This is a genomic window from Desulfosarcina widdelii, from assembly GCF_009688965.1.
Lineage (GTDB): Bacteria > Desulfobacterota > Desulfobacteria > Desulfobacterales > Desulfosarcinaceae > Desulfosarcina > Desulfosarcina widdelii.
Window position 1 is genome coordinate 3595035 of record NZ_AP021875.1, and the last position, 21727, is coordinate 3616761.

General features: G+C 51.3%; 19 protein-coding genes. 9 read left to right on the plus strand and 10 right to left on the minus strand.

Translation table 11 applies throughout. From position 1 onward, the window contains the following. Nucleotides 1-110: 110 nt before the first annotated feature. From GN111_RS16610 to GN111_RS16640, 7 genes are all read right to left on the minus strand, one after another. Nucleotides 111-869, minus strand: coding sequence for an SDR family NAD(P)-dependent oxidoreductase (locus tag GN111_RS16610; protein ID WP_155304816.1), 759 nt, complete (start codon nucleotides 867-869; stop codon nucleotides 111-113). Between the two features lie 113 nt (nucleotides 870-982). Then, the gene (locus GN111_RS16615) at nucleotides 983-2578 is read right to left on the minus strand and encodes a sodium:solute symporter family protein (RefSeq protein ID WP_155304817.1); all 1596 of its coding nucleotides are present in this window, start codon (nucleotides 2576-2578) and stop codon (nucleotides 983-985) included. Nucleotides 2579-2770: 192 nt separating this feature from the next. Continuing rightward, nucleotides 2771-4432 carry a long-chain-fatty-acid--CoA ligase gene (locus tag GN111_RS16620; protein ID WP_155304818.1) on the minus strand — a complete coding sequence of 554 codons (1662 nt, stop codon included), beginning with the start codon at nucleotides 4430-4432 and terminating at the stop codon, nucleotides 2771-2773. A gap of 124 nt (nucleotides 4433-4556) precedes the next feature. Then, nucleotides 4557-5789 (minus strand): thiolase family protein, encoded by a 1233-nt coding sequence (locus tag GN111_RS16625; RefSeq protein ID WP_155304819.1) that lies wholly within the window; start codon nucleotides 5787-5789, stop codon nucleotides 4557-4559. Nucleotides 5790-5860: 71 nt separating this feature from the next. Next, complete coding sequence (locus tag GN111_RS16630) at nucleotides 5861-6712, minus strand: 3-hydroxyacyl-CoA dehydrogenase family protein (RefSeq protein ID WP_155304820.1); 852 nt, start codon at nucleotides 6710-6712, stop codon at nucleotides 5861-5863. 59 nt (nucleotides 6713-6771) lie between these two features. Then, nucleotides 6772-8619 (minus strand): acyl-CoA dehydrogenase, encoded by a 1848-nt coding sequence (locus tag GN111_RS16635; RefSeq protein WP_170302339.1) that lies wholly within the window; start codon nucleotides 8617-8619, stop codon nucleotides 6772-6774. Nucleotides 8620-8664: 45 nt separating this feature from the next. Next, nucleotides 8665-9456 carry an enoyl-CoA hydratase/isomerase family protein gene (locus GN111_RS16640; protein ID WP_155304822.1) on the minus strand — a complete coding sequence of 264 codons (792 nt, stop codon included), beginning with the start codon at nucleotides 9454-9456 and terminating at the stop codon, nucleotides 8665-8667. Nucleotides 9457-9806: 350 nt separating this feature from the next. Between GN111_RS16640 and GN111_RS16645 the strand changes: the two genes are divergently transcribed. The 4 genes from GN111_RS16645 to GN111_RS16660 all read left to right on the plus strand — a co-directional run bounded on the left by GN111_RS16645 (nucleotide 9807) and on the right by GN111_RS16660 (nucleotide 14774). Then, the gene (locus GN111_RS16645; RefSeq protein ID WP_170302340.1) at nucleotides 9807-10439 is read left to right on the plus strand and encodes a TetR/AcrR family transcriptional regulator; all 633 of its coding nucleotides are present in this window, start codon (nucleotides 9807-9809) and stop codon (nucleotides 10437-10439) included. A 138-nt stretch (nucleotides 10440-10577) separates the two neighbouring features. Then, nucleotides 10578-12515 (plus strand): DUF294 nucleotidyltransferase-like domain-containing protein, encoded by a 1938-nt coding sequence (locus tag GN111_RS16650; protein WP_155304824.1) that lies wholly within the window; start codon nucleotides 10578-10580, stop codon nucleotides 12513-12515. A 7-nt stretch (nucleotides 12516-12522) separates the two neighbouring features. Next, nucleotides 12523-13293 carry a 3'-5' exonuclease gene (locus GN111_RS16655; RefSeq protein WP_155304825.1) on the plus strand — a complete coding sequence of 257 codons (771 nt, stop codon included), beginning with the start codon at nucleotides 12523-12525 and terminating at the stop codon, nucleotides 13291-13293. A gap of 836 nt (nucleotides 13294-14129) precedes the next feature. Then, nucleotides 14130-14774: a spondin domain-containing protein gene (locus tag GN111_RS16660; protein ID WP_231715794.1), complete on the plus strand. Its 645-nt coding sequence runs from the start codon at nucleotides 14130-14132 to the stop codon at nucleotides 14772-14774. A 198-nt stretch (nucleotides 14775-14972) separates the two neighbouring features. Here GN111_RS16660 and GN111_RS16665 read toward each other — a convergent pair whose 3' ends face one another. Genes GN111_RS16665 through GN111_RS16675 form a run of 3 tightly spaced genes read right to left on the minus strand, consistent with a single transcriptional unit; the run spans nucleotide 14973 to nucleotide 16654 of the window. Further along, nucleotides 14973-15305 carry a polyphosphate kinase 2 family protein gene (locus GN111_RS16665; protein ID WP_331457728.1) on the minus strand — a complete coding sequence of 111 codons (333 nt, stop codon included), beginning with the start codon at nucleotides 15303-15305 and terminating at the stop codon, nucleotides 14973-14975. Further along, on the minus strand, nucleotides 15289-16116 hold the full coding sequence (locus GN111_RS16670; protein WP_155304828.1) for a 5'-nucleotidase, lipoprotein e(P4) family: 828 nt from the start codon (nucleotides 16114-16116) through the stop codon (nucleotides 15289-15291). The genes GN111_RS16665 and GN111_RS16670 overlap by 17 nt, the downstream gene beginning before the upstream one ends. Continuing rightward, entirely contained in the window at nucleotides 16100-16654 is a 555-nt protein-coding gene (locus GN111_RS16675) for a hypothetical protein (RefSeq protein ID WP_155304829.1), read from the minus strand. The genes GN111_RS16670 and GN111_RS16675 overlap by 17 nt, the downstream gene beginning before the upstream one ends. Before the next feature lie 318 nt (nucleotides 16655-16972). On the opposite strand from GN111_RS16675, the gene GN111_RS16680 reads away from it, so the two are divergent. The 5 genes from GN111_RS16680 (at nucleotide 16973) to GN111_RS16700 (ending at nucleotide 21547) form a co-directional block, all read left to right on the plus strand. Beyond that, on the plus strand, nucleotides 16973-17776 hold the full coding sequence (locus tag GN111_RS16680; protein ID WP_155304830.1) for a DUF3786 domain-containing protein: 804 nt from the start codon (nucleotides 16973-16975) through the stop codon (nucleotides 17774-17776). Between the two features lie 195 nt (nucleotides 17777-17971). Next, nucleotides 17972-18178: a hypothetical protein gene (locus GN111_RS16685; RefSeq protein ID WP_155304831.1), complete on the plus strand. Its 207-nt coding sequence runs from the start codon at nucleotides 17972-17974 to the stop codon at nucleotides 18176-18178. 11 nt (nucleotides 18179-18189) lie between these two features. Next, entirely contained in the window at nucleotides 18190-19020 is an 831-nt protein-coding gene (locus GN111_RS16690) for an amino acid kinase family protein (RefSeq protein ID WP_155304832.1), read from the plus strand. Between the two features lie 258 nt (nucleotides 19021-19278). Next, entirely contained in the window at nucleotides 19279-20181 is a 903-nt protein-coding gene (locus tag GN111_RS16695; RefSeq protein ID WP_231715768.1) for a LuxR C-terminal-related transcriptional regulator, read from the plus strand. Nucleotides 20182-20362: 181 nt separating this feature from the next. Beyond that, nucleotides 20363-21547, plus strand: a complete 1185-nt coding sequence (locus tag GN111_RS16700; protein ID WP_155304833.1) for a class I SAM-dependent methyltransferase — start codon at nucleotides 20363-20365, stop codon at nucleotides 21545-21547. Nucleotides 21548-21727 lie beyond the last annotated feature (180 nt).

Below are 21727 nucleotides of genomic sequence, written 5' to 3' on the forward strand. Positions count from 1 at the left end.
CTTTATGCAAAGCCCCATTCTAACTCTACCCATTTTTTCCTCCTGCAATATTTGTGTTTAAAACGTCTTTTCTTTTTATTGCTGAAACACGATAATGCCCGGTGTGCTCGTTACCAGATTGAGTAACCGCCATCAATAAACAGAGTAGATCCGGTAACATATTGTGATGCGGCGGAAGATAAAAACAGCACGCTTCCAACGATTTCTTCCGGTTTGCCAAACCTTCTCAAAGGAATTTTCTCCATTAGAAAGTTATAATGTTTTTCGTTGCTTTGTTGTTCTGCTGTCATATCCGTCTGGAAAAAACCGGGTGCGATACAATTTACTCTTATGTTGAAAGGCGCCCATTCCAGAGCCAATGCCTTCGTCATTTGAATGATCGCGGCTTTGGAGGCGCAATAATGCAATGATCGGTTGGAAGCCATTTTCCCGTATACAGAAGCGATATTAATAATGTTCCCGGTCTTTTTTTCGATCATTTGCCGACCTACTGTCCGGGATAGCAAGAAAACAGCATTCAGGTTGATATCTATAACGCGGTCCCATTCTGCTTTGGATATCTCCGTGGTGCGTTCCATAGGAGCGATGCCCGCATTATTGACGAGAATATCTATTCTGCCGAGCATTTTGATTGTCGCTTGAACCATGTCTTTAACGGCCGTATCATCACATAAATCAGCTTGAAAAACAGTAGACGTCCCGCCGGCCGCAGAAATTTCTTTTGCTGTTTCCGCCAATGATTGATTATCCCTGCCAATGGCAACAATATGGGCGCCGGCGCCGGCCATCCCTATTGCCATTGCACGCCCCAGGCCTCTACTTGCACCTGTTACCATTGCGATTCGATTCTCAAGCGTGAACTGATTCATTTCTCATCCGTAGAGCCGAAAGTTAATGTCAAAAAGGGAAAGCGCCTTCCTTCAGCCGTTGCCCGTGTCAGGCCGCAGAGTGGAAGGCGCTGTTCGGGATATCCGCCGGTCTGTCAGGACACCGCAGGAACGATCTTGAGAATCAGGTACCCGAAAAAGACAACACTGATAATAATCAGACCCCACGCGGTCAATTTCGTGGTTCGGATTTCATTTGCCAGAATATCGGGCGAGTATGCGGTAATTGCCTCTTTGGACAGGCTCGTGCCCCGCAAGGTGTCGAAGGTTTCCATATCCTCTTGCTTTGGTTTGGTGATCGCGGAGACGAACCACATCACAATACAAGATAGCAAAAGGCAGTAGATCACCGGGTCAAGATTGAGCGGCAACGCAAACAGTTTCGCTTTCTTAACCAACTGGTATAGCAAGATATAGGAGCCTACCCCAACAATCATCGACGCGATCGCACCTTGCCGCGTGACCTTTTTGAACTCGAAGCCACCGACGATCATAGGCATCCAGGAGGTGCAAAAGAGAGCGCCGGCCCAGGCTCCGATCCAATAGATGGCCAACGGTTTTGTTAAAGCGATCACCAGTATCACCAGACCGATAAAAATTTGAGCATATCTGGCGTATAACACCTTCTGATTTTCGGTGAGGGTTCGTGAAGAGGCCCGTTCGAACAAATCCCTGGAGAGAGCAAACCCCGCCGCGATGAAAATCGACGCAGCCGTAGAAAGAATTGCCGCCATGATTCCGGCGATCCCAATTCCCCCTAAAAAGGAAGGAACCAGGTTTTGCGAGGCCCAGATAAACACTTGATCCGCTGGCTTGATGTCGGGGTTGATGAGAAATACGGCCGAACATCCCAGAAACAACACGGTCACGCCCGCTGTTGCCATAAACGTCGACCATGCGATCGACCGCATGAGGACAAAATCATCCTTGGCCGGAAAGGCTCTCATGGCAATCCATGGCGCGACCGGGAAAAAGACCATCCATAGGATCAGCTGGCCGAGTGTCCAACCTACCGGCATTTTGTAAAGAGCTCCACCCGAACTCCAAAACAGCTCGTTCTTCTGCATCAATCCTGTCGTTATGGCTTCGAATCCGCCGGCTTTGACCACCAGTAAAGGCGCCACGACAAAACAGCCGATGAGGATGGTGACCAGCATGATGGTGTCGTTAACGACCACACTCCACATTCCTGCGGCGGAACAAAATATCACCAGCGCCAGGGCAAAAATGATGACGACCCAGGTGTAAGGGATTCCGGTAATCGAACTCAGCAGTACCCCGGCCCCCATAAACTGTACGAGTCCATAACCCATCAGGCCGACGATCATGATGATGGTTGCGATGATCCGGGTCGTTGAACCGTACCGCTGTTGAATAAAGTCCGGCATGGTCATCGAGCCATAGGCTCGCAGTTTCCTGCCGACGTAAAGCATCGCGATCACCATTCCAACCCAGCTTCCATACGCGAGCAGAAAAATCGGCGGCCCATTCAGGTATTCGATGCCGGCGATTCCCACGAAGGTAACGGCGCTGGTGTAACTTGCTGTCAACGCTCCAGCGACCCACAGTGTGGTCGCCCTATTGCCCATCACGTAGTAATCTTTGGAGTTTTTAATGTATCGGGTGACATAGAAGGAAACAATCACATATAGCAGAAGTGTACCGAAAAATATTGCATTGGTCAGATTCATAAGGCCCTCCCCTCCCCTGTTTGTAAAACGCTAATCTTCTATTTGTATTTCGACCCGTTTTTCATTGATAACTTCCTTCGAATAATCTTTTTTCAGAATCCAAAGGATCCAGACACCGCAGATGATACAAGCCAGCATGGGATGTAAGAATGATAAAAACGCTGCCCAATTCATAGAATCTCCTCCTGTGTGTTACGGGTTGATGTATTCTTCTGCATAATCATTTCTAATCCGCTTTTTATCGAATTTCCCAACACTTGTTTTTTTGATCGCTTCTACGAATTTGACTTTATCGGGAAGCTGCCACCGGGCAAATTTTGGGGCAATGAAATCAATGATATCCTGCTCCGTAACCGTTGAATGCTGTTCCCCCTGCATTTTGACGACCAGAGCCAAAGGACGTTCTTCCCATTTGGGATGCTTCAATCCGATCACCGTTGCCTCCTCAACGGATGGATGTGCGGCGATGGCATTTTCCAGGTCGACCGATGAAATCCATTCACCGCCACTTTTAATGAGGTCTTTGTAACGATCGACAATTTTTACATAGCCGTTTTCATCGATGGCACCGGCATCTGCACTCTTCCAGTATCCGTCGACGAATGACGCCTGGCTGCGGTCGTCATTATAATAAGAGCCAGTGATCCAAGGACCTTTGACCAGTATCTCCCCGGCTGTTTTGCCGTCGCGAGGCACCTCTTTCCCCTCGACGTCGACCAGTTTGACGTCTATCCCCGTGACCGGAATGCCCTGTTTTTTCATCAGCTCCCATTTCTCATCGTCTGACAGTCGCGCCTCCAGATCGGGACTCAAAACGTTACAAAGGCAGATCGGAGCGGTCTCTGTAGCACCGTATATATGGATGAATTTCGCACCGGTGAGATCCCGCCACCCTTTCATGGTCGATAACGGCGGCTCCGTAGCGCCGCTGATGATTCTGGCCCCTGTGAAATCGGGCTTTTTCTCCATTCGCTCAATGTAATTCAGAAACGGCGTGAAAAGAGCCGGTGCGCCGTTCGTTACGGTCATCTTTTCCTCCACCATCAGCCTCACGATAGAATCCACATCCTCGAGACTGTATCTTCCAGGCAATACGATTTTGGCCCCCATAAAAACGGCGGACTGCCATATCCCCCAACCCTGAGCGTGGAACATCGGAACGAGTTGGACAAGCGTATCGCGACAGCTTAAGCCCGCATAGAGCGCGTACATCATGGCATGGATATAAATGCACCGATGAGAATAGTAGACTCCTTTCGGCTTCCCCGTGGTTCCGGACGTGTAGCAGGCGCTGTAAGCGGAGGTCTCATCGATCACCGGCCACTCATAGCCGGCAGATGCGTTTTGGAGCATTTCCTCGTAATAGTAGACCGGGGAAAGCGACGTCTTCAGTTCATCGGGTTTTTTATCCGTCATCACTACGAACGCGACGACATTGCTCAGCTTGGGCGCCATTTCCTCAGCCAGTGATAGAAGCGATTCGTCTACAAAAAGATATTTGGCTTCGCTGTGATTTGCGACATAGACCAACTCGTCGGGGCTGACACGCAGGTTCAGTTGCAGCAGGACGGCACCGATGCCCGGGATGGCGAAGTAGGATTCGAAAAACCGTCTGGAATTCCAATCTAGAACGCCGACCCGCTCCCCTGGCTTAACGCCCAACTGTACCAGCGCATTCGCCAAGCGCTCAATTCGGTTATACGCCTCTTTATAACTATAGCGTTCAACGCCTTTGGCTGTTTTGTAAACAACTTCTCTTTCCGGAAAATTTCTCGCTGCGTGCCGTATGATGGTCGTATGATTCAGTTGATAATCATCCATTGATGTCGATGGGCAACCTCTGATCATTTTCATCGTTTTCCCCTTCTCCTTTTGGATTTCGATATTCTGAAACTACCGTTTGGCATCATGTTTATTGTCAGCGTTCATCCTTCGTTATTGCCGTATAATTGTTTTTTACAGAATCCAAACGCGAATGTTATATGTCACACGTTTCATCCACCCGTAGAACGACTGAATCACCCTGGGCCAGCCCCCCGCAGATGCCGACAGCGCCAACTCCGCCGCCGCGTCGGCGGAGTTCGTACATGGCAGTCATCAGGATTCTGGCGCCGCTTGCACCAACGGGATGACCGATAGCGATGGCACCGCCATTGGGATTGGTCATGGTCTTGATCGTCTCCCACTTCGCTGGATCGTTATCGGCCAGAATTTTGGTCGAAACCAATGGGACGGCTGCGAACGCCTCATTGATTTCGATCAGGTCGAGATCGTCTACCGAGAGACCGGCCCGGTCAAGGGCTTGCTGGATAGCATAGGCGGGAACTTCAGCCATCAGGTGGGGTTCCCTCGCAGCGCTTCCGACTGAGAGAATGATACCTAGCGGCGAAATCCCCAGCGATTCGGCGGTGGAACGCTTGGTAATGACCAGGGCAGCCGCCCCTGCATCAAGGCCTGGTGAATTACCTGCGGTTACCGTGGGGCTTTCATAAACGGTTTTCAGGGTTGCCAGCTTCTCCTGCGTTGTGTGGGGCTTGGGGAATTCATCCTCTTCGAAAAGAAGGTCCTCCCCTTTTCTCTGGGGAATGGAGACGGAAGTGAGTTCTTCACCAATCTTGAATTTACCTGCCTTTTTTGCGTCCTGGTATCTCATCTGGGAGTTGAAAGCCCACTCATCCTGCATTTCCCGCGAGACATCGTGTTCCAGGGCGACTTCGCCAGCATCGGCAGCAATCGATTTAAAACCCACGTACATGATCGGATTCAAATGATCCACCATGGTTGGTTTGCCCAGGCGGGTTCCCCATCGATGCCCATTGAGTACCACCGGGGTGTTGCTCATATTCTCGGCGCCCACCGCCATGCAGATGGCCGCTTCACCCAGTAAAATCGATTTGCGTCCCAGTTGGACCCCGGTGAGCGACGAGCAGCAGGCACGGTCAATGGTCAGGGAAATGGTTTTTGAAGACAGGCCGGCATGAATCAGCGCCTGCCTGCCGATAACATTGTACAGCAGTGCCGCTTCGGACTGGATGCACATGCCGTAATACAACTCATCGATGGCATCGCCCTGAAGTCCGGTACGGGATAACACCTCTTTAATGACCAGCGTGCCGAGAGCGGAGCTATGCAGTTCTTTCAACATGCCACCGAAGCGGCCGAAGGGAGTTCGTGCAGCACTGACAATAACAAGATCATTCGGATCGCTCATCTTATTCATCTCCAATTGTTCCCGTGAGGTTTCTTAGTTGGGTATTTTCTTGGATGATTAAAACATTCTTATTATTCGTAGTCGTACCAGCCTCTGCCTGTTTTTCTTCCAAACCGTCCTGCTTTTACCCGCTGCAGCAGTGCCTGAGGCGGCCGGAAGCGATCCCCGAAAACTTTGGCCAGTGACTCGCAGGAAGGGACTTCGATATCCAAACCAGAGAAATCGGCCAATTCGAACTGTCCCATGGGATGGCCGAAGGCCAGCTTAAGGGTTTTGTCGATATCTTCTTTGGTGGCGATACCTTCTTCAAGAAGTCGATAGCACTCAAGCCTGAGAGCAAGAAGGACACGGGTGCTGATGAAACCTGTCGAGTCCTTGCACACGACGATATCTTTGCCCACTTTGGCAGCAAAGGCGCGGATCGATTCCACCACAGTATCGGACGTGTCCAGGGCACGTACTATTTCAATCAACTTCATGATTACCGGCGGATTGAACCAATGCATGCCGATCACGCGGGAAGGATCGGAAACAACGCTGGCGATTTCGGTGATGCTGTACTGGGAGGTGTTGGACGCCAGGATCGTATCCGAACTGCTAAATTGATCGAGTTTCTGGAAAATCTGGCTTTTCAGTTCGATGTTTTCCGGAACGGCTTCCACCACCAGATCAACATTCTCAACTGCTTTTTTGAAGTCGCACTCGAAACAGATCCGTCCGAGGATACCTGCCTTGTCGTCCTGGCTGATTTTTCCTCTTTTAATTCCTTTATCTAAAGACCGATCGATATTGGTTCTGGCTTTTTCCAGGACGCTTTCCGATATATCGTTGAGTTTTACGGGGATGCCTGCAGTGGCTGCCACCTGTGCAATACCATGGCCCATGATACCCGATCCGATGACGCCAATGGTTTTGATATCCATTTTTTCTCCTTCAATTAAAATAGTCCAAGAACCTGTGATTTGATGCGCCGGATGATTTTTCAACCCGTAAAGGCTTTTTCGAAAATGTCGACTACAGGATCAGATGATGATTTCAGTTCTTTCAGCTTGCCATCTGTTCTCTTTAACAGCGTCCCAATATAAAACTGCGCGCTGGAGATCTTGCCGTAGTAAAAGGCAAGGTTTTTCTTCTTTTTCATGGATTGGATTGCCTCCGATTGGGCCTTGCCTTCCATTTCCTTCGATAATTTCGGCACGACGATGGACAATTGCCACAAATGCAGCCATCCCAACACAACATCTCCCATGGCCTCTAAAAATGGACTGGCCTTGGCATAAACATGGTCGCTTCGGCCACTTTCAGAAAGGTCCGCGAGATGGTGCACGACTCCTTCAAGATCCTGCCGGGCCTGTTGTACTATGGCTGCGTAGGCGGCCAGCGCTTCCGTTGTTTCTGCCTGACGGATGGTCTGGTCCATACACGCCATCAGATGGTCGAAATTGACGGAGCGGTTTCCTATGATTTTCCTGAACACCAGATCGATGGCCTGTATCCCATTGGCCCCTTCATAGATGCTGGAGACTTTGCAGTCCCTGGCAAGCCTTTCGAAGGGATAATCCGAGCAGTATCCGTAACCGCCGGCGCATTGGATGGCCATGCCGGTGTCTTCCCAGGCATTGTTGGTCAGATATGCCTTGACGATGGGGGTCAACAGTTCAACCAGTCCCTGCCAGCGGGAACGTGTCTCGCCTTCCGTTGCAGCGGCGTAATCCATGCACATGCTGGTGAAATAGGCCAATGCCCGGCCGCCTTCCACATGGGACTTGAGTGTTAGAAGCATCCTCTTGATATCCGGATGTTCGATGATGGCTGCCGATCCTTTATCTCGTCGATCCGGATAAACCGAGAGCCCCTGTTTGCGTGTGCCTGCATAATCCACGGCATGCAAGAATGCGGCTGAAGAATAGGAGAGGCCTTGCAGCCCGACCAGAAGCCGTTGCTCGTTCATCATGTTAAACATTTCGACGATGCCTTTGCCCCGATCTCCCAGCAGATATCCGGTACACGCGTCATTGTTGCCGAAAGCCATGGTGCAGGTAACCAGACCATGCAATCCCATTTTGTGCTCAATGCCCATGCATTTCACATCGTTGCGTGTCGTGATGGTGCCGTTTTCGTCGGACAGGAACTTTGGAACGATAAACAGAGAAAGTCCCTTCGTACCAGGGGGATCTCCTTTTACACGAGCCAAAACCATGTGGATGATATTTGGGGTCAGATCATGTTCACCGGCGGTGATAAAAATTTTCGTACCGGTTATGATGTAGGTCCCGTCAGGTTGAGGTATTGCACGGGTTTCTACCTTGCCCACATCGCTGCCTGCATCCGGCTCGGTCAGACACATGGTACCCATCCATTCCCCTGAAAAAAGCCGGGTCATGTACAGTTCCTTCTGGGATTCGGTACCGTACTTTTCTAGAACTTTTGCACCGGCGTGGCTCAACTCTGCGGCGCCATATATGTAAAAACCCGAGGCATAAAAAATTTCAGAAACGGCCGTTCCAATGGTGAGGGGGAAACCGTCTCCGCCAACCACCGGGCTGTCGCACATGGCCAGCCAGCCCCCTTCCCTGAAATTCTGGTAGGGCTTTTTAAAACACTCAGGAAAACGAACGGTTTGGGTTTGGGGATCGTAAACACACCCTTGCCGGTCACCGTCCTGAAGGGTGGGATAAAATTCATTCTTGGCAAAGCGGTGGGCTTCGGTCAGGACCATATCGAATCCGGTATGCTCGGCAAACTTCTCGAGTTCGCACATTTTATTGAGTTCCAACATTTCATTGAGCACAAAAAGCTGATCCCGTTTGTCTACTAAAAACGCTGCCACGAACACCTCCTTAGAAACCGACCAAATCCGAATCAAACCCTATCGTTATTTGCCCTTGAATTGTGGCTGCCTCTTATCAAGGAACGCCTGCGTTCCTTCCCTGGCATCCTCAGTCAAAAGGATTTCGCAAAACTGCTGCTTTTCATACTCGATGCCCTTGCGGATCGGCAGCGCACCCCCTTCATAAATCAACCGCTTGCATGTGGCCAAAGCTGATGTGCTTTGAACGATCAATCCTTGGGCAAACCGTTCCACAGCCTCCCGTAGGCCGGCTTCATCGTCAGCCAACACATTGATTAAGCCGATCCGGTGAGCCTCCGTCGCGTCGATTGGATCACCAAAAGAAATCATCTCCAGAGCGCGGGCGGCGCCGACGATGTGGAACAGACGCTGACTGCCTCCCCCGCCTGGTACGAGGCCGAGTTTCACCTCCGGCAAGGCAAATTTCGCTTTTTTGATGGCGATTCGATAATCACAGGCCAACGCGATCTCGAAACCCATGCCAAATGCGATTCCGTTTACTGCAGCGATGACTGGTTTTGGACAGTCCTCAAGCATGTTCGGATTGAGCAGGGAGGATAAGTGGGCGTTTATTTTAGAAGGGTCGCCCTGTTCGGCCCAAGCGTTGACCATTTTGATGTCTGCCCCGGCCATAAAAGCCCGACCGCTGCCGGTAAATACGATTACCCTTACGGACTCGTCCTTGGCCAGGGCATTGAAAGCTTTAAGAATCTCTCCGGCAAGGGTTTCGTTGTAGGCGTTGAGTACATCCGGCCGGTTAAAAATGATTTTCCCTAGTCCCTCTTCCTTTTCGACAATGATCGTTTCGAATTTCATTGATGCTGAGCCTTCTTTATTTAGAGATCATTTGAATCAAATCTTTTCACGTATACGCAGACGCCTTTCAGTACCTTCGGACGCTCAGCTTTGCGCCGAAAGTCTTCACATATTTTGGTGGAGACAGGATGGCATGTGATTGAATGTAAATAATACTTGCTTTTTTGCAAGTGTCACTATACATAAAGGCAGAATTCTCATCTGTCAATATTTTTTTAAAAAAAGAAAAATTACTGGGCCCCATTTTATCCTTAATAAAAAAGGATGGTTGACAATAAATGGGGCCCATGTAATTGTTACTTACATTTTTTAAATGGGTTATGGAAATCGAGGAGGGTAGGAATCAGTCAATGGTTTCAAAAGAAAAAAGTCATTTCCTTTTCGAAAGGGTGCAGTCCACACCCCGGGGAAAAATCAAACTTGCTATAGCTCTTGAAGAACTCTTGGAGAAAAAAAGTTTCAATTCGATTACCACAGCCGAAATATCCAGGCAATCTGGCGTCAACGAGTCCCTTATCTACAGGTACTTTAAAGATAAAAGAGGTTTGCTCCACTATGTGTTGGCCGAACACCAAAAAAAATCCTTGCAGCAGTTCTATTCGGACCTGGTAGCCATCACAGGGGCGGTCAACAAGTTGAAACATCTGATATGGCGGACCCTGGACAACTGGAACAATGACCGGGTGCATGCGAAAATCCTTCTCATCGAAGTAAGAAACTTCAAAGGATACTATAAAAGTGAGACATACCTGATCGTCAAGGAGTATTGCCAACTCATTCGCTCGATAATTAAGGAAGGAATAAACAGCGGTGAAATTCGAGATGACATTTCGCCGTGGTTTCTTATGCAAATCTTCCTTGGAAGTATTGAGCATGTTGTTCTTCCAAGCATCATCTTCGATAAAGCCTATGATGCGGACCAATTTGCGGAAAATATTTATCGGATAATTTTTAATGGCGTGCTAACGAATAAAACTCAATAGCTGTGGTTTCTGATTTTCCGGGTTTGATATATTCTGAGCGCCAAGCATGATTTCTTACGGATGTAGTAAGGGCTGATGATGTCGCGAAACAGATGTCGCCGAGCGTACCGGCGCCATTCATCGTGAGCCAGAATTGCCATGAATACCAATCCCCTGCCAGGAATCATCGAATTTCTCAAAACCGTTGTGCCGTTCAACACCCTTGACAACGACACCCTGGGTAAAGTCGTCACCGCCATTCAGGTGGCCTTTTATCCGGCGGGCCAGCAAATCATCCACAAAGGCGAGCCGTCCGGTGGTTTCCTCTACATCGTTGAGACGGGTTGCGCCCGCATCTCCATCACCGACGAATCAGCCGAGGAGATTTTGGTTGATTTGCGGGGTGAGGGGGACAGTTTCGGTGCCGTAAGCCTTATTGAGGGTAAGAACGCATTGTTCAACATTACCGCCCAGGAGGACTTGATCGCCTTCCTCGTCCCGAAGGCGACCGTGGACCGTCTGCTGGCGGATTACTCACAGTTTCGCCGTTATCTCGGTTTCTCGCTGGCCCGCAATTTCAAGGCTGTGCGCAGATCCGCCGACGCTCAACTCGATCTGTTGACCATAGAAAATCAGATTCAATTCGACCAGTTCATGACAGGCAAACGCGTCCGCGAACTGATGTCGCGGAATCTTTTGACCTGCGATCGGCAGACGTCTGTGCGGCTCGCGGCGCAGCGAATGAAGGCACGCGGCGTCGGGTCTATTATCATCCTCGACACTCAGGACCAACCTACAGGTATTCTTACGGACACCGATCTACGTAACCAGATCGTTGCCGACGGACACGGTCTGGACATCCCTGTTGGCCGGATCATGACCACACCAGTGCGCAATATCGCACCCGATGCCTTTGCATTCGATGCGCTGTTGGATATGAGCCGCTTTGCCATCAACCATATCGTCGTAACCAAGAACCAGCGTGCGATGGGCATCATCAGCGAGCATGATTTTCAGTTGGCTACCGGCACGACCCCGGTAGGCATGATCGGAGACATCACTAATGCCACCAGCATCGACGAACTGGTCGGCAAACGGGCACATATTGACCGGGTCCTGGAAATGGCTATGCAGCGAAGCGGCGCTGTCAAACCCATGATAGCGCTGGTCGCCGAGCTGAACGACCGCGTCACTCGTCAGTTTATCCGCGTCATCGAAGGGGAGATGGCAGCGGACAAATGGGGGCCGCCGCCTGTCCCTTACTGCTGGCTGGCCATGGGCAGCGAAGGACGTCGGGAGCAAACGCTTTGCACCGATCAGGACAATGCACTGCTCTACCAGGATATCGATCCGTCGAGGGAGTCGGCCACGCGGGAGTGGTTTCTGACCTTGGCCAAAAAGGTGGTGGATGCTCTGGCGCGGTTCGGCATTCCCCGCTGCAAGGGTGGTGTGATGGCGAGCAATCCTCAATGGTGCCTGGGACAGAGCGCCTGGCGGCAAATGTTCGCCGACTGGATAGACAACCCCACACCGGAGAGAATGCGCCTAGCAACCGTCTTTTTCGACTTCCGCAGCATCAGCGATGGCTTCGACGGAGCCCGCCAATTGCGCCGACAACTAACCGAGATGGCTGTAGGGAAGAGACACTACGCCCGCCAGATGACGGCTAACGCTCTGACCAATCGGCCCCCCCTGGGGTTCTTGCGTCAGTTTGTTGTGGAGACCTCCGGTGCGCACAGCCGCGGGTTAAACCTGAAGCTGCACGGCCTGACGCCAGTGGTGGATGCGGCCCGGATCATAGCTTTGGAAACCGGTATCCCGGAAACCAATACCATGGCCCGCCTCCATAAGATTCAACAGCAGCAAGTCCTCGACGCCGATTTTACGGCAGCCATCGATGACGCATACGACTACATCAATTTCATCCGAATCAGCCACCATCTACTCGCCCGCGGACAAGGACTGCAGATGAACAACTTCGTAGATCCGGCCCAGCTCAATCCCATGGAACGCAAGGTGCTCAAAGAGAGCTTCACCATCGTCAGGCAATTGCAGGATCTTTTGTCCAGAAGGTACCAATTCTGGAGCATGGGGTAGGCGTACCATGCTTCTGCCCGCCCGCTTCATGAATCGTCTGCTACGCTTCAAACTGCGCCGCCGAACCCTACCGCCCCTGGCGGCCGCAAATCTGGATGCGCTGGACCATCTGGATATCACCCGGCCTGCCGCAAGCTATACATATACGGTGGTTGACCTGGAGACCACCGGTCTGGATACCCGAAAGAGCAGCGTGGTCAGCATCGGGGCGTTCAAAGTGATCGACGGGCGAATCCATCTCGGTCGAATGTTCGATCAACTGGTCAACCCAGGCCATACTGTGGTTTCCGAGGCCATTAAAGTTCACGGCCTCGTCCCTTCGATGCTGGTTTCCGCACCGTCCGGTCCGGAAGCGCTGGACCGGTTTCTGACATTCTTGGGCAGTGATATTATGGTGGCACATCCGGCCTGGTTCGATATCGCCTTTTTGAACCGCCTGATGCTGGCCCGGTATGGGTTCAGGCTGCAGAATATAGTTATAGACAGCCGGTTGCTATGCGAGCGCCTGCTGCTACCTCACATCCTGCCCCTGCCCCGAAAACCCGGCCTGCAGGAAAACAGAATAACGAACCCGGCCCGCAGTTTCCCCACTGCGAATCTCGAAACCATCTCCCAACATCTGGGAATCCGGATCTACCGGCGACACAGCGCCACCGGCGATGCCCTAGCCACTGCGATGATCCTGCAGCGATGCCTGATGAAGCTTAAGCAGAATGGGCAGGAGCAGCTTGGCGATCTGATTCGGGTTGGTACGCTGGGCCTTATGAATACAAAGTAACATCCATCGCTGGGCAGTCGAAGCATAGGACCACAGTAAATATTCGACAGCGCCATCCATATCGTCTATCTACTGCTTGAATCCAAGTCCGGCAGTCACGCCTTGAAGATTGGCCTCGTCTATTGCTCGAAGCAGTTTGGTTGCCTGACCTTTGACAACTGTTGGATAAAAGTGGTTTTGCGAGTGATTGAGTTGCTTTGACTTAACAGAAAATAATCCACGGAATGCGAAACGTGTGGTTACTGCTATTAAAACGAACATTTCAACAAAAAAAGCCACCCCAATATATGGTGGTTGACCTCTTATTTTTGAGAACTATGAACAGGTCTCATTATCCGTTTCGATACAGTGAAGGAAAACAATATGACCGTTGGATAAAGCTGAGGCATTTTTATATGTAAGTTCGAATCCTGCTATTTGCAGGGAATTTTGGTTCGTTAATCCTCGTTTTTCCAACATTTTTCGCATCTCGGAAAATTTGTACCTTACCTCGGAACTGACTTTCGGATATTCCTGCCCACGCTTCTCAAAATCCATTCCTCATCACGTGCGACCTTCGGTGCAATCTTTATCATATCTTTAACCAAGCTTTAATCCATCTTTACACAGAACCCCTAACTTAAAAACCATAGAGGCGGTTTTTCCAACGATTTGTGTCGGCAGGGAAAACCTGTTCGTTTCTTTAAGGGTGCCCGATATTGGGGTGAAAGGAGATCGCTATGTACAAAAAGGCAGTAGTTTCGAAAATCGCTTTGCTGGCGGCCATTGCTGTCGCCGGCGCCATTGTATTTGCACCCGCAGCAATGGCGCGTTTCAACAAGCACCGGGGAAAACCCATGTACCGCGTCACGATCACGAACGCTACCTTGGGCCAGCCGGTCGCGCCATCGGTAATTACGACGCATACCAACGCGTTCCGGCTTTTCGAGTTGGGTCCAGCCCCCGAACCAGGAGATTCCGACTACTCATTATACTTCGGCATTGCAACGGCGGCGGAGACCGGCTCTCCGGTTCCCCTGGTGGATGAGGTCGCCACTTACGACGGCGTCTGGGAAGCGGTGGCGTTACCGACGGATCGTACGCCGCCCATCCTGCTACCAGGGGAGTCCAATTCAATCATCATTCGCGCCTCGCACAAAGCCAGGTACCTGAGCGCCGCAGCCATGCTGGGGGCAACCAACGACGCCTTCTACGCCGTGCGCGGTATACTGCTGCCGACGCGTGTCGGTGAGATCACACGTGTTTATGCCAATGCCTATGATGCCGGTAGCGAGCTGAACGAGGAAAGCGCAGACACGGTGGGTGCCCTGGGTGCTACGGAAGACGACCCTGCAACGGGCAACGGCATTAACGAGAACGGTGAGGGCTACATCCACGTTCATGCAGGTATCCACGGCACAGGCGGTCCGGACGGCCTTGATGCGGCCACCCACGACTGGCGGAATCCGGTGGTCGAGGTGGCTATCGAACGCATCCGTTAATCTGATCGACGAAGGGAATCGATTTGAGATTCGTACCCTCTGCTAAAACGAAATGTTAAGCTTGGCCCTGTTGGACCCTTATCGGTCTGCGGGGCCAGCTTTTACGCCCGAGAGTACGAACCGAAAAGATTCATCATCAAACACGATGAAGTTATTCTGGAGATGGAATGCGGTCCAAAAAAGCGTTTTGCGAAGCCATTAATCTTCGTTTTCCAGCATTCTCCACATCTCGGAAAACTTGGTTTTTACCTCGAAACCGACATGCGGATATTCCAACCCAAGCTTGGTAAGTATTTTTACGATGATCTCGGCCACCGCAACGCGCATAAACGGCTTGTTGTCCACTGGGATGGCATACCAGGGAGCCCAGGGGCGGGAGGCTTCGTTAATCGCTTCTTCATAGGCACTCATGCATTTATCCCAAAAACCGCGTTCACGAACATCGTCGATTTCGAATTTCCGATTCTTTTTGAACATGTTTGCTGTCCTTCGTTGAATCGGACACTTCAGGCGGTTAATACCCTTTGAGATAGCTTGATTTAGGGTCGCTTAATATTCCCATCCAGGATCCATAAATGGGATTGCTGAAAACAAACCACTTGACGCCCCAATTGTCCTTATATTCGTTCACCAAGTCGTCTCTTTGCATCGGTGTGATATTTTTCTTCACGTCCGGTAAAAAGTCCCCCAGATCGTCACCGAACAGCATCAGTATCCGATAGCGTGATGCGACTTCTTCTCTTCTGGATTTTTTTTCGGATGACCACTCGGGCTTTTCTCTCCTTAACAGAACGTTTTCCGGTTTTACTTCTTTAATTCCGACTTCAAGCAGATTATCTATCGTATCCGTTTCCTGGGGGCATGGCGGGCCGGCTTCCGATCGCGGCTTGCATTCGCGATTGGTTATATAAAAGACCTCTACCCCCATCGCAGATACGCTGTTGATAAAATTGACCGCCCCGGGCAAGGCCGGTGCGGAGGCCATGGCCATCCATTGGTTCCAGGTCTCCGGATCGAACGCGGCGCCGTCCATCATCAACTGAGCCTGATATTGAGAATTGTTGAGCACCGTTTCATCGACATCCAGAATAATGGCGGGGGGCAGCGATGAATAATTCGGCCCCTGCTCAAGGGCAGCCGTCCAGGATTGATCCGTTATGGCTTGGCGAATGTTGTGGGCAGCACTATTATACGCCTGGATCGCATTCGCTTTATATTCCGATGCCGTTTGGAGCCAAAGCGTACTGTTGAAAGTATTGTTGTCATTTGACTGGGGGACTGCACAACCCATCGTAAAGATGGCGATAGAGAGGAAACAAACCATCTTAAAGTTGATTTTCATGCGATAGCCTTTCCTGAATTTTTGCCATTATATCACGGGCCACGTCGTGGACATTTTCCTTCACCGACGCGCCGGAAATCGCATCGAAATCACGCCCGCCCTCGTCGGGGAGCCATGTTCCTTCGGCCGAAGTCGTAAAAAGAATGATATTACCGGTTGACTGCTGGCGGTTCAGGAAGTCGCTGACCTCATCGTCAAGGCCCCACGCCAGGCAGGTGTTGATAATGACAATCACGGCATAGTCGTTTGGGTCAATCTTCTCCAACGGTGAAACACCGATAATGATGTGCGAAATCTTCGCGGCGGAGAGTTCCTTCTGTAGCTCCTTCACGAGCTGTTCTTTATACTCGCTGTCGCGCGATGCGACAAGAACCGTGGGGTGCCCCGGGATTGTGTTCTCACCCGACGCGGCGATGTCCTTCTGCGGCCAATAATGTTGCGGCAGCGCGCACCCGGCCATGAAAAAAAGGCCCAACAATAAAATTGCGCAAAAGCGGTTCGGTTCCGACTTCGTGTTCGGCTCCGCTTGCTTTCTCATAAGGGGCACCTTCTTCTGGCTTCCATTTCTACTGTTGATCCAATCCCCCTTGAATGACTGAATACCCATTTAGACAGATTATAGGCAAAATCAAAATAGGTCAACGGGCGGATAAAATCGAATAGAATTTCCGGGCTGATCTTACCTTTGTCCGCATCTTCGAGGTTTGCCGCCGTGGCGAACGTAGGGGCGACCGGCCGGTCGCCCTTACTCCAGAGGCTGCCATGAATTTGCGGAGAGCTCGACAATCGCCTCTTTTAGGTGCTATTGTGCCCAAATTAGTGTAAATCGATGAAATCTAAAAAAGGACTTTTTTGAATGGCATATATCAATAATCCCATGGAAGTCTACAAACTGCTGAACGGTTCCAACTGCGGAGAATGTCATGAAAAAACCTGCCTGGCATTTGCAGTGGCTGTCTTTAAAGGGAAGAAAACGATCCATGCGTGTCCTTATTTGGATAAAGAAGTGGTTGACCGGTATGGGGAGGCAATTGAGAAGCCCAATACCATCGATGAAAATAAAGCCGAAGCCATTGAACTGCTAAAACAAAAGATATCTTCGATCGATCTTTCCGAAGCCGCAAAACGTTTGGGCGCCCGGTTTTCAAACAATCATCTGACCCTGAAAATTTTTGGCAAGAATTTCAGCGTTGACACCCGGGGCAACCTATCATCTGAAGTCCATATCAATGCCTATATAGCCGTGCCGGTATTGAACCACATCCTTAACGGGTCGGGAAAAACCCCGAAGGGGAATTGGATCACATTTCGGGAGTTGAATGGCGGGCCTTCCCGATATGCTCATTTTCAGCAATGTTGTGAAAAACCATTAAAACAGGTTGCCGATACCTATACGGATCTTTTCAAAGATATGCTGGAAATTTTCGATGGAAAAGAAATTGCCAGTCATATCGATTCTGATGTTTCAATTGTTTTGCACCCCTTGCCTCTTTTCCCGATCATGGTTTGCTACTGGAAACCGGAAGACGGTCTTGAGTCCGATCTTTACATCTATTTCGATTCCGCATCAGATGATAATCTTGACATCGAATCCATCTATACACTCAGCGAAGGGTTGGCTTTGATGTTCAAGAAGATCGCCTTGCGTCATGGTGTTTGACCATGCAACCGAATGCAGGCGAACGGTTCAGGAAAGCTCGGAAAGGATGGCCGGGAGACGTCTGTCTGTTTTCGCATCGCCCAATTCAGCCCCGACATATCTTCTTTCGGTACTGCTCTTTACACCATCGAATTACTGTTTTACCATTCTGATTCAGAAATGCTTTTACATTGACTTTAAAATAAGGAGCGACCCATGAGCGGACAAATATTTTATCGTGAACGGCAGAAGGTCAAGGACGGATCCAAAACTCCGCGCTTCAGGATTGCCGCCGTGGCCGGCGTGGATCTCAAGGTTTACGCCGACCATCTTCGACGGGGAGAACTCGAACAAATCGCCGATGCCGTCGGTGCAGATCTGGTCGAATTGAAAGGCGGCGGAGGCAAAGGCAAACATAAATAGAAGGAGATGCCATGCCCCTTGTAAGAGACAAAGACGGCAAACGACTGCACGTCAAGAGCCGCCTCATGGGCGAAAGCCTGGTGAGCCGGGAGTTTATCGACAGCCTGGACGTCGCACCCCAGCAGCGGCTTTATCCGGATGTGGCCGTGGTGAAAATCGGCGGCCAGTCCATCTGCGACAGGGGCGTCAAAGCCCTGCCTGCTATTTTGAAAGAGCTTGTCAAAGTCCGCCAGCAGTACAAGCTGATAATCACCACCGGCGGCGGAACACGCAGCCGTCACATCTACACCATTGGCCTGGAAATGGGCATGCCTACGGGAATCATCGCCAAATTCGGCAGTATGATCTCCGAACAGAATGCCCTGATGGTTGCTACCCTGCTTTCCCCCTGGGGCGGCATCAAGATGTCCCACTCGGACATCGTCAAACTGCCCACCTATTTCGCCGAAGGCATCATTCCGGTGATGCACGGTATGCCGCCCTACGACTATTTCGCCATTAAGCCCAAAACGGGCCGCATTCCCATTCACCGCACAGATGTGGGCCTGGTGATTCTGGCCGACCTGCTGGGCTCGAAGACTGTCCTGTTCATCAAGGACGAAGACGGCCTTTATACAGCCGACCCCAAAAAAAAGCCCGACGCCGAATTCATCCCCGAGATCGGGGCCAGGGATCTGATGGAACGGGACCTGGACGATCTGGTTATCGAACGGCCCTGCCTCGAAATCATCCAGAACAGCGAAGTCATCGAGCGGGTGCAGGTCATCAACGGCATGGTTCCGGGCAACATTACCCGCGCCATGAACGGTGAGCACGTGGGCACTTTCATTTACCGCCAATAAACTTGACGGGCTCGTAAAAAGGCCGAGATCAAGGCTTGCGAATCCTGAGGAAGGAGGCGTATTTTGGCGTACGCCGCAGTGACGAAGGATACGCGTAACGCCGATATCGGCATTTTTACGAGTCCGTCTAACTTGAATTTGCATTTTTCCCGGCTATACTTATAGTATAATCCTACCAGCGAGAGTGCACTTCAAGACTGGTATTTTGTTTCGCAGGGAATGCGAGATTGGCAATCCTTTTCAGCGTTAGGTGAAGCCATGAACGATAGAAACGTAGTTACCGGAAAAAATGAAATGCCAATATGCTACTCCAGCGAAGAAGCCCGCACGGTTCTGGATTCCCTTTCGGCCCACATCGCCATTGTGGACGAAGACGGCATCATTCTGGACACCAACCGTGCCTGGCGAGCCTTTGCAGTGAAGAGCGGCATGCCTGACGATTACGATTCCATCGGCGAAAACTACCTGGACGTCTGCGAAGCTGCCACAGGAGAGGAAGGCGAACATACCCGGGCGGTGGCGGCCGGAATTCGGGACGTGATCGCCGGCCGGGTGGACGAATTTCTGCACGACTATCCCTGCCACAGTCCCGACGGTCCCCACTGGTACTACCTGCGCGCCATTCGCATGTCCGGGGAAGGTCCGGTCCGGGTGGTGGTCAGCCATGAGGAAATCACCGCCCTCAAGCAGACCGAAGAAGCGCTGCGGGAAAGCGAGGCCCAACTCAAACAGCAGAAGGTGGAACTGGAAGAGGCCAACATCGCCTTGAAAGTTTTGCTGAAGCAGCGAGAGGACGATAAAACCGAAATCGAACAGAAGGTAATCGCCAACGTCAAGGAGATGGTGATGCCCTATGTGGAAAAGCTCAAGCGGGTCAGTCTGAAGCCCAAGGACAAACGAGTGGTGGAAATCATTGATTCCCATCTGCAGGACATCATCTCACCGATGATACAGAAGCTGACCAACGCCAACATCATCCTGACTCCCCAGGAAATCCAGGTAGCTTCTCTGGTCAAAGACGGTAAGGCCAGCAAGGAAATTGCCGATATTCTCAATGTCGCCGAAACCACGGTGCATTTTCACCGCAAAAACCTGCGCAAAAAATTCGGATTGAGCAACAGCCAGACCAATTTGCGGAGCTATCTGATTTCCATTTCTTAGCAGGCGACGACCAACATCTCGATTTGACCAAAAACACCCGTTTCCGGCTATAATGCCACCTGCCTTTTTGGGTAGGTTTGGCCTATCATTGTGCTGTTATCCGTTTCACATGGTTTTCCTCCGGCAACATGATTACCCTATCTCAACGAATTAAAACGAAGAAGTTACGGGAGGCAACACCATGGAACGCATTGAGCGCGACAGCATAGCGGATATTTTCTTCCATCTGAAATGGGAGAGCGAACACGCCCATCATCTGGAAGGATATTCCGCCAGAAACGTAAATTTGTGGCGGGACTGGCTTCCAGACCGGGTGAACCGGGCAGTGCTGGGCAAGCCGGTCTGGGAGCAGGCTCGGGTCAGCTTTGAGCCCGGCGTACTTTTCGGTAACAGTCGGAAGCCCTTTAAAATAGATCGCAAGCGCTTCAGCATGGCCCCCCGGGCTGGACGGTTTTATCCCCAGGGGCGCCTGAGCGGCATAGCCGGCGTTTTTCCCCAGAACATTCAGCCTTTTCGGTGCGTCGGCATCCATAACGGACACATGGAGGTCGATTTGGGACATCCGCTGGCCAGCTACCCGTTGTCCCTCTCCATGACGGTCGGGCAGGTTTCGGCCAAAACCGACGAACGCGGCGGCAGCAGCGCCGACTGGGTGGGTCTGCTCACCGACGGTCCCGGCATGCAGGCGCGGTGGCAGGACATACCCACCGACTTTTTCAGCGATGCACCCTTTGTCCGCCAGAACGAACAGGCCGACAGCCGCTTCTATGCCCAGCCCCGGCTGGTGCACCATCTGGACGAAACGGCCCGGGACATGGTGGCCAACCTGTACAAACGTTTCGTCAAGGACGATATGCAGGTGCTGGATCTGATGAGCAGTTGGGCTTCCCATCTTCCCGAAGATGTGAAGCCGGCCGGTGTGAGCGGCCTGGGACTCAACCGCATCGAACTGGAGCAAAATCCCCGACTGACCGACATCCGTGTTCACGACCTCAACACCAATCCGGTGCTGCCCTATGACGAAGCGTCTTTCGATGTGGTTATCTGCAGCCTCTCGGTAGAGTATCTGACCCAACCCCTGGAGGTTTTCGCCGATGTGGCGCGGGTACTCAAGCCCGGCGGGATCTTCGTGGTCAGCTTCTCCAACCGCTGGTTCCCGCCGAAGGCCGTCCAGATCTGGGAGCGGATCCACGAATTCGAACGGGTAGGACTGGTCATGGAGTACTTTCTGCGAAGTGCTCGTTTCGACAACCTGGGTACCTACTCCATGCGGGGGCTGCCCCGCCCACGCAAGGACAAATACGCCGGCGAACTGGTTTTCTCCGACCCGGTATACGCGGTCTGGGGATCGCGGGTTCAAGGATAGAAAAGTTATTCGCATTCACCTGCACTTGGCAGAATCTCAAAATGATTGCACCGAAAATTTGATGGTCCTTTGAAAAGTGGGGGTTTAAAGTTAGTCGTCATTCCGGCGCAGGCCGGGATACAGGCAGTTCGTTTGTTCTGGATGCCGGATCAAGTCCGGCATGACGAAACCATAGATGCT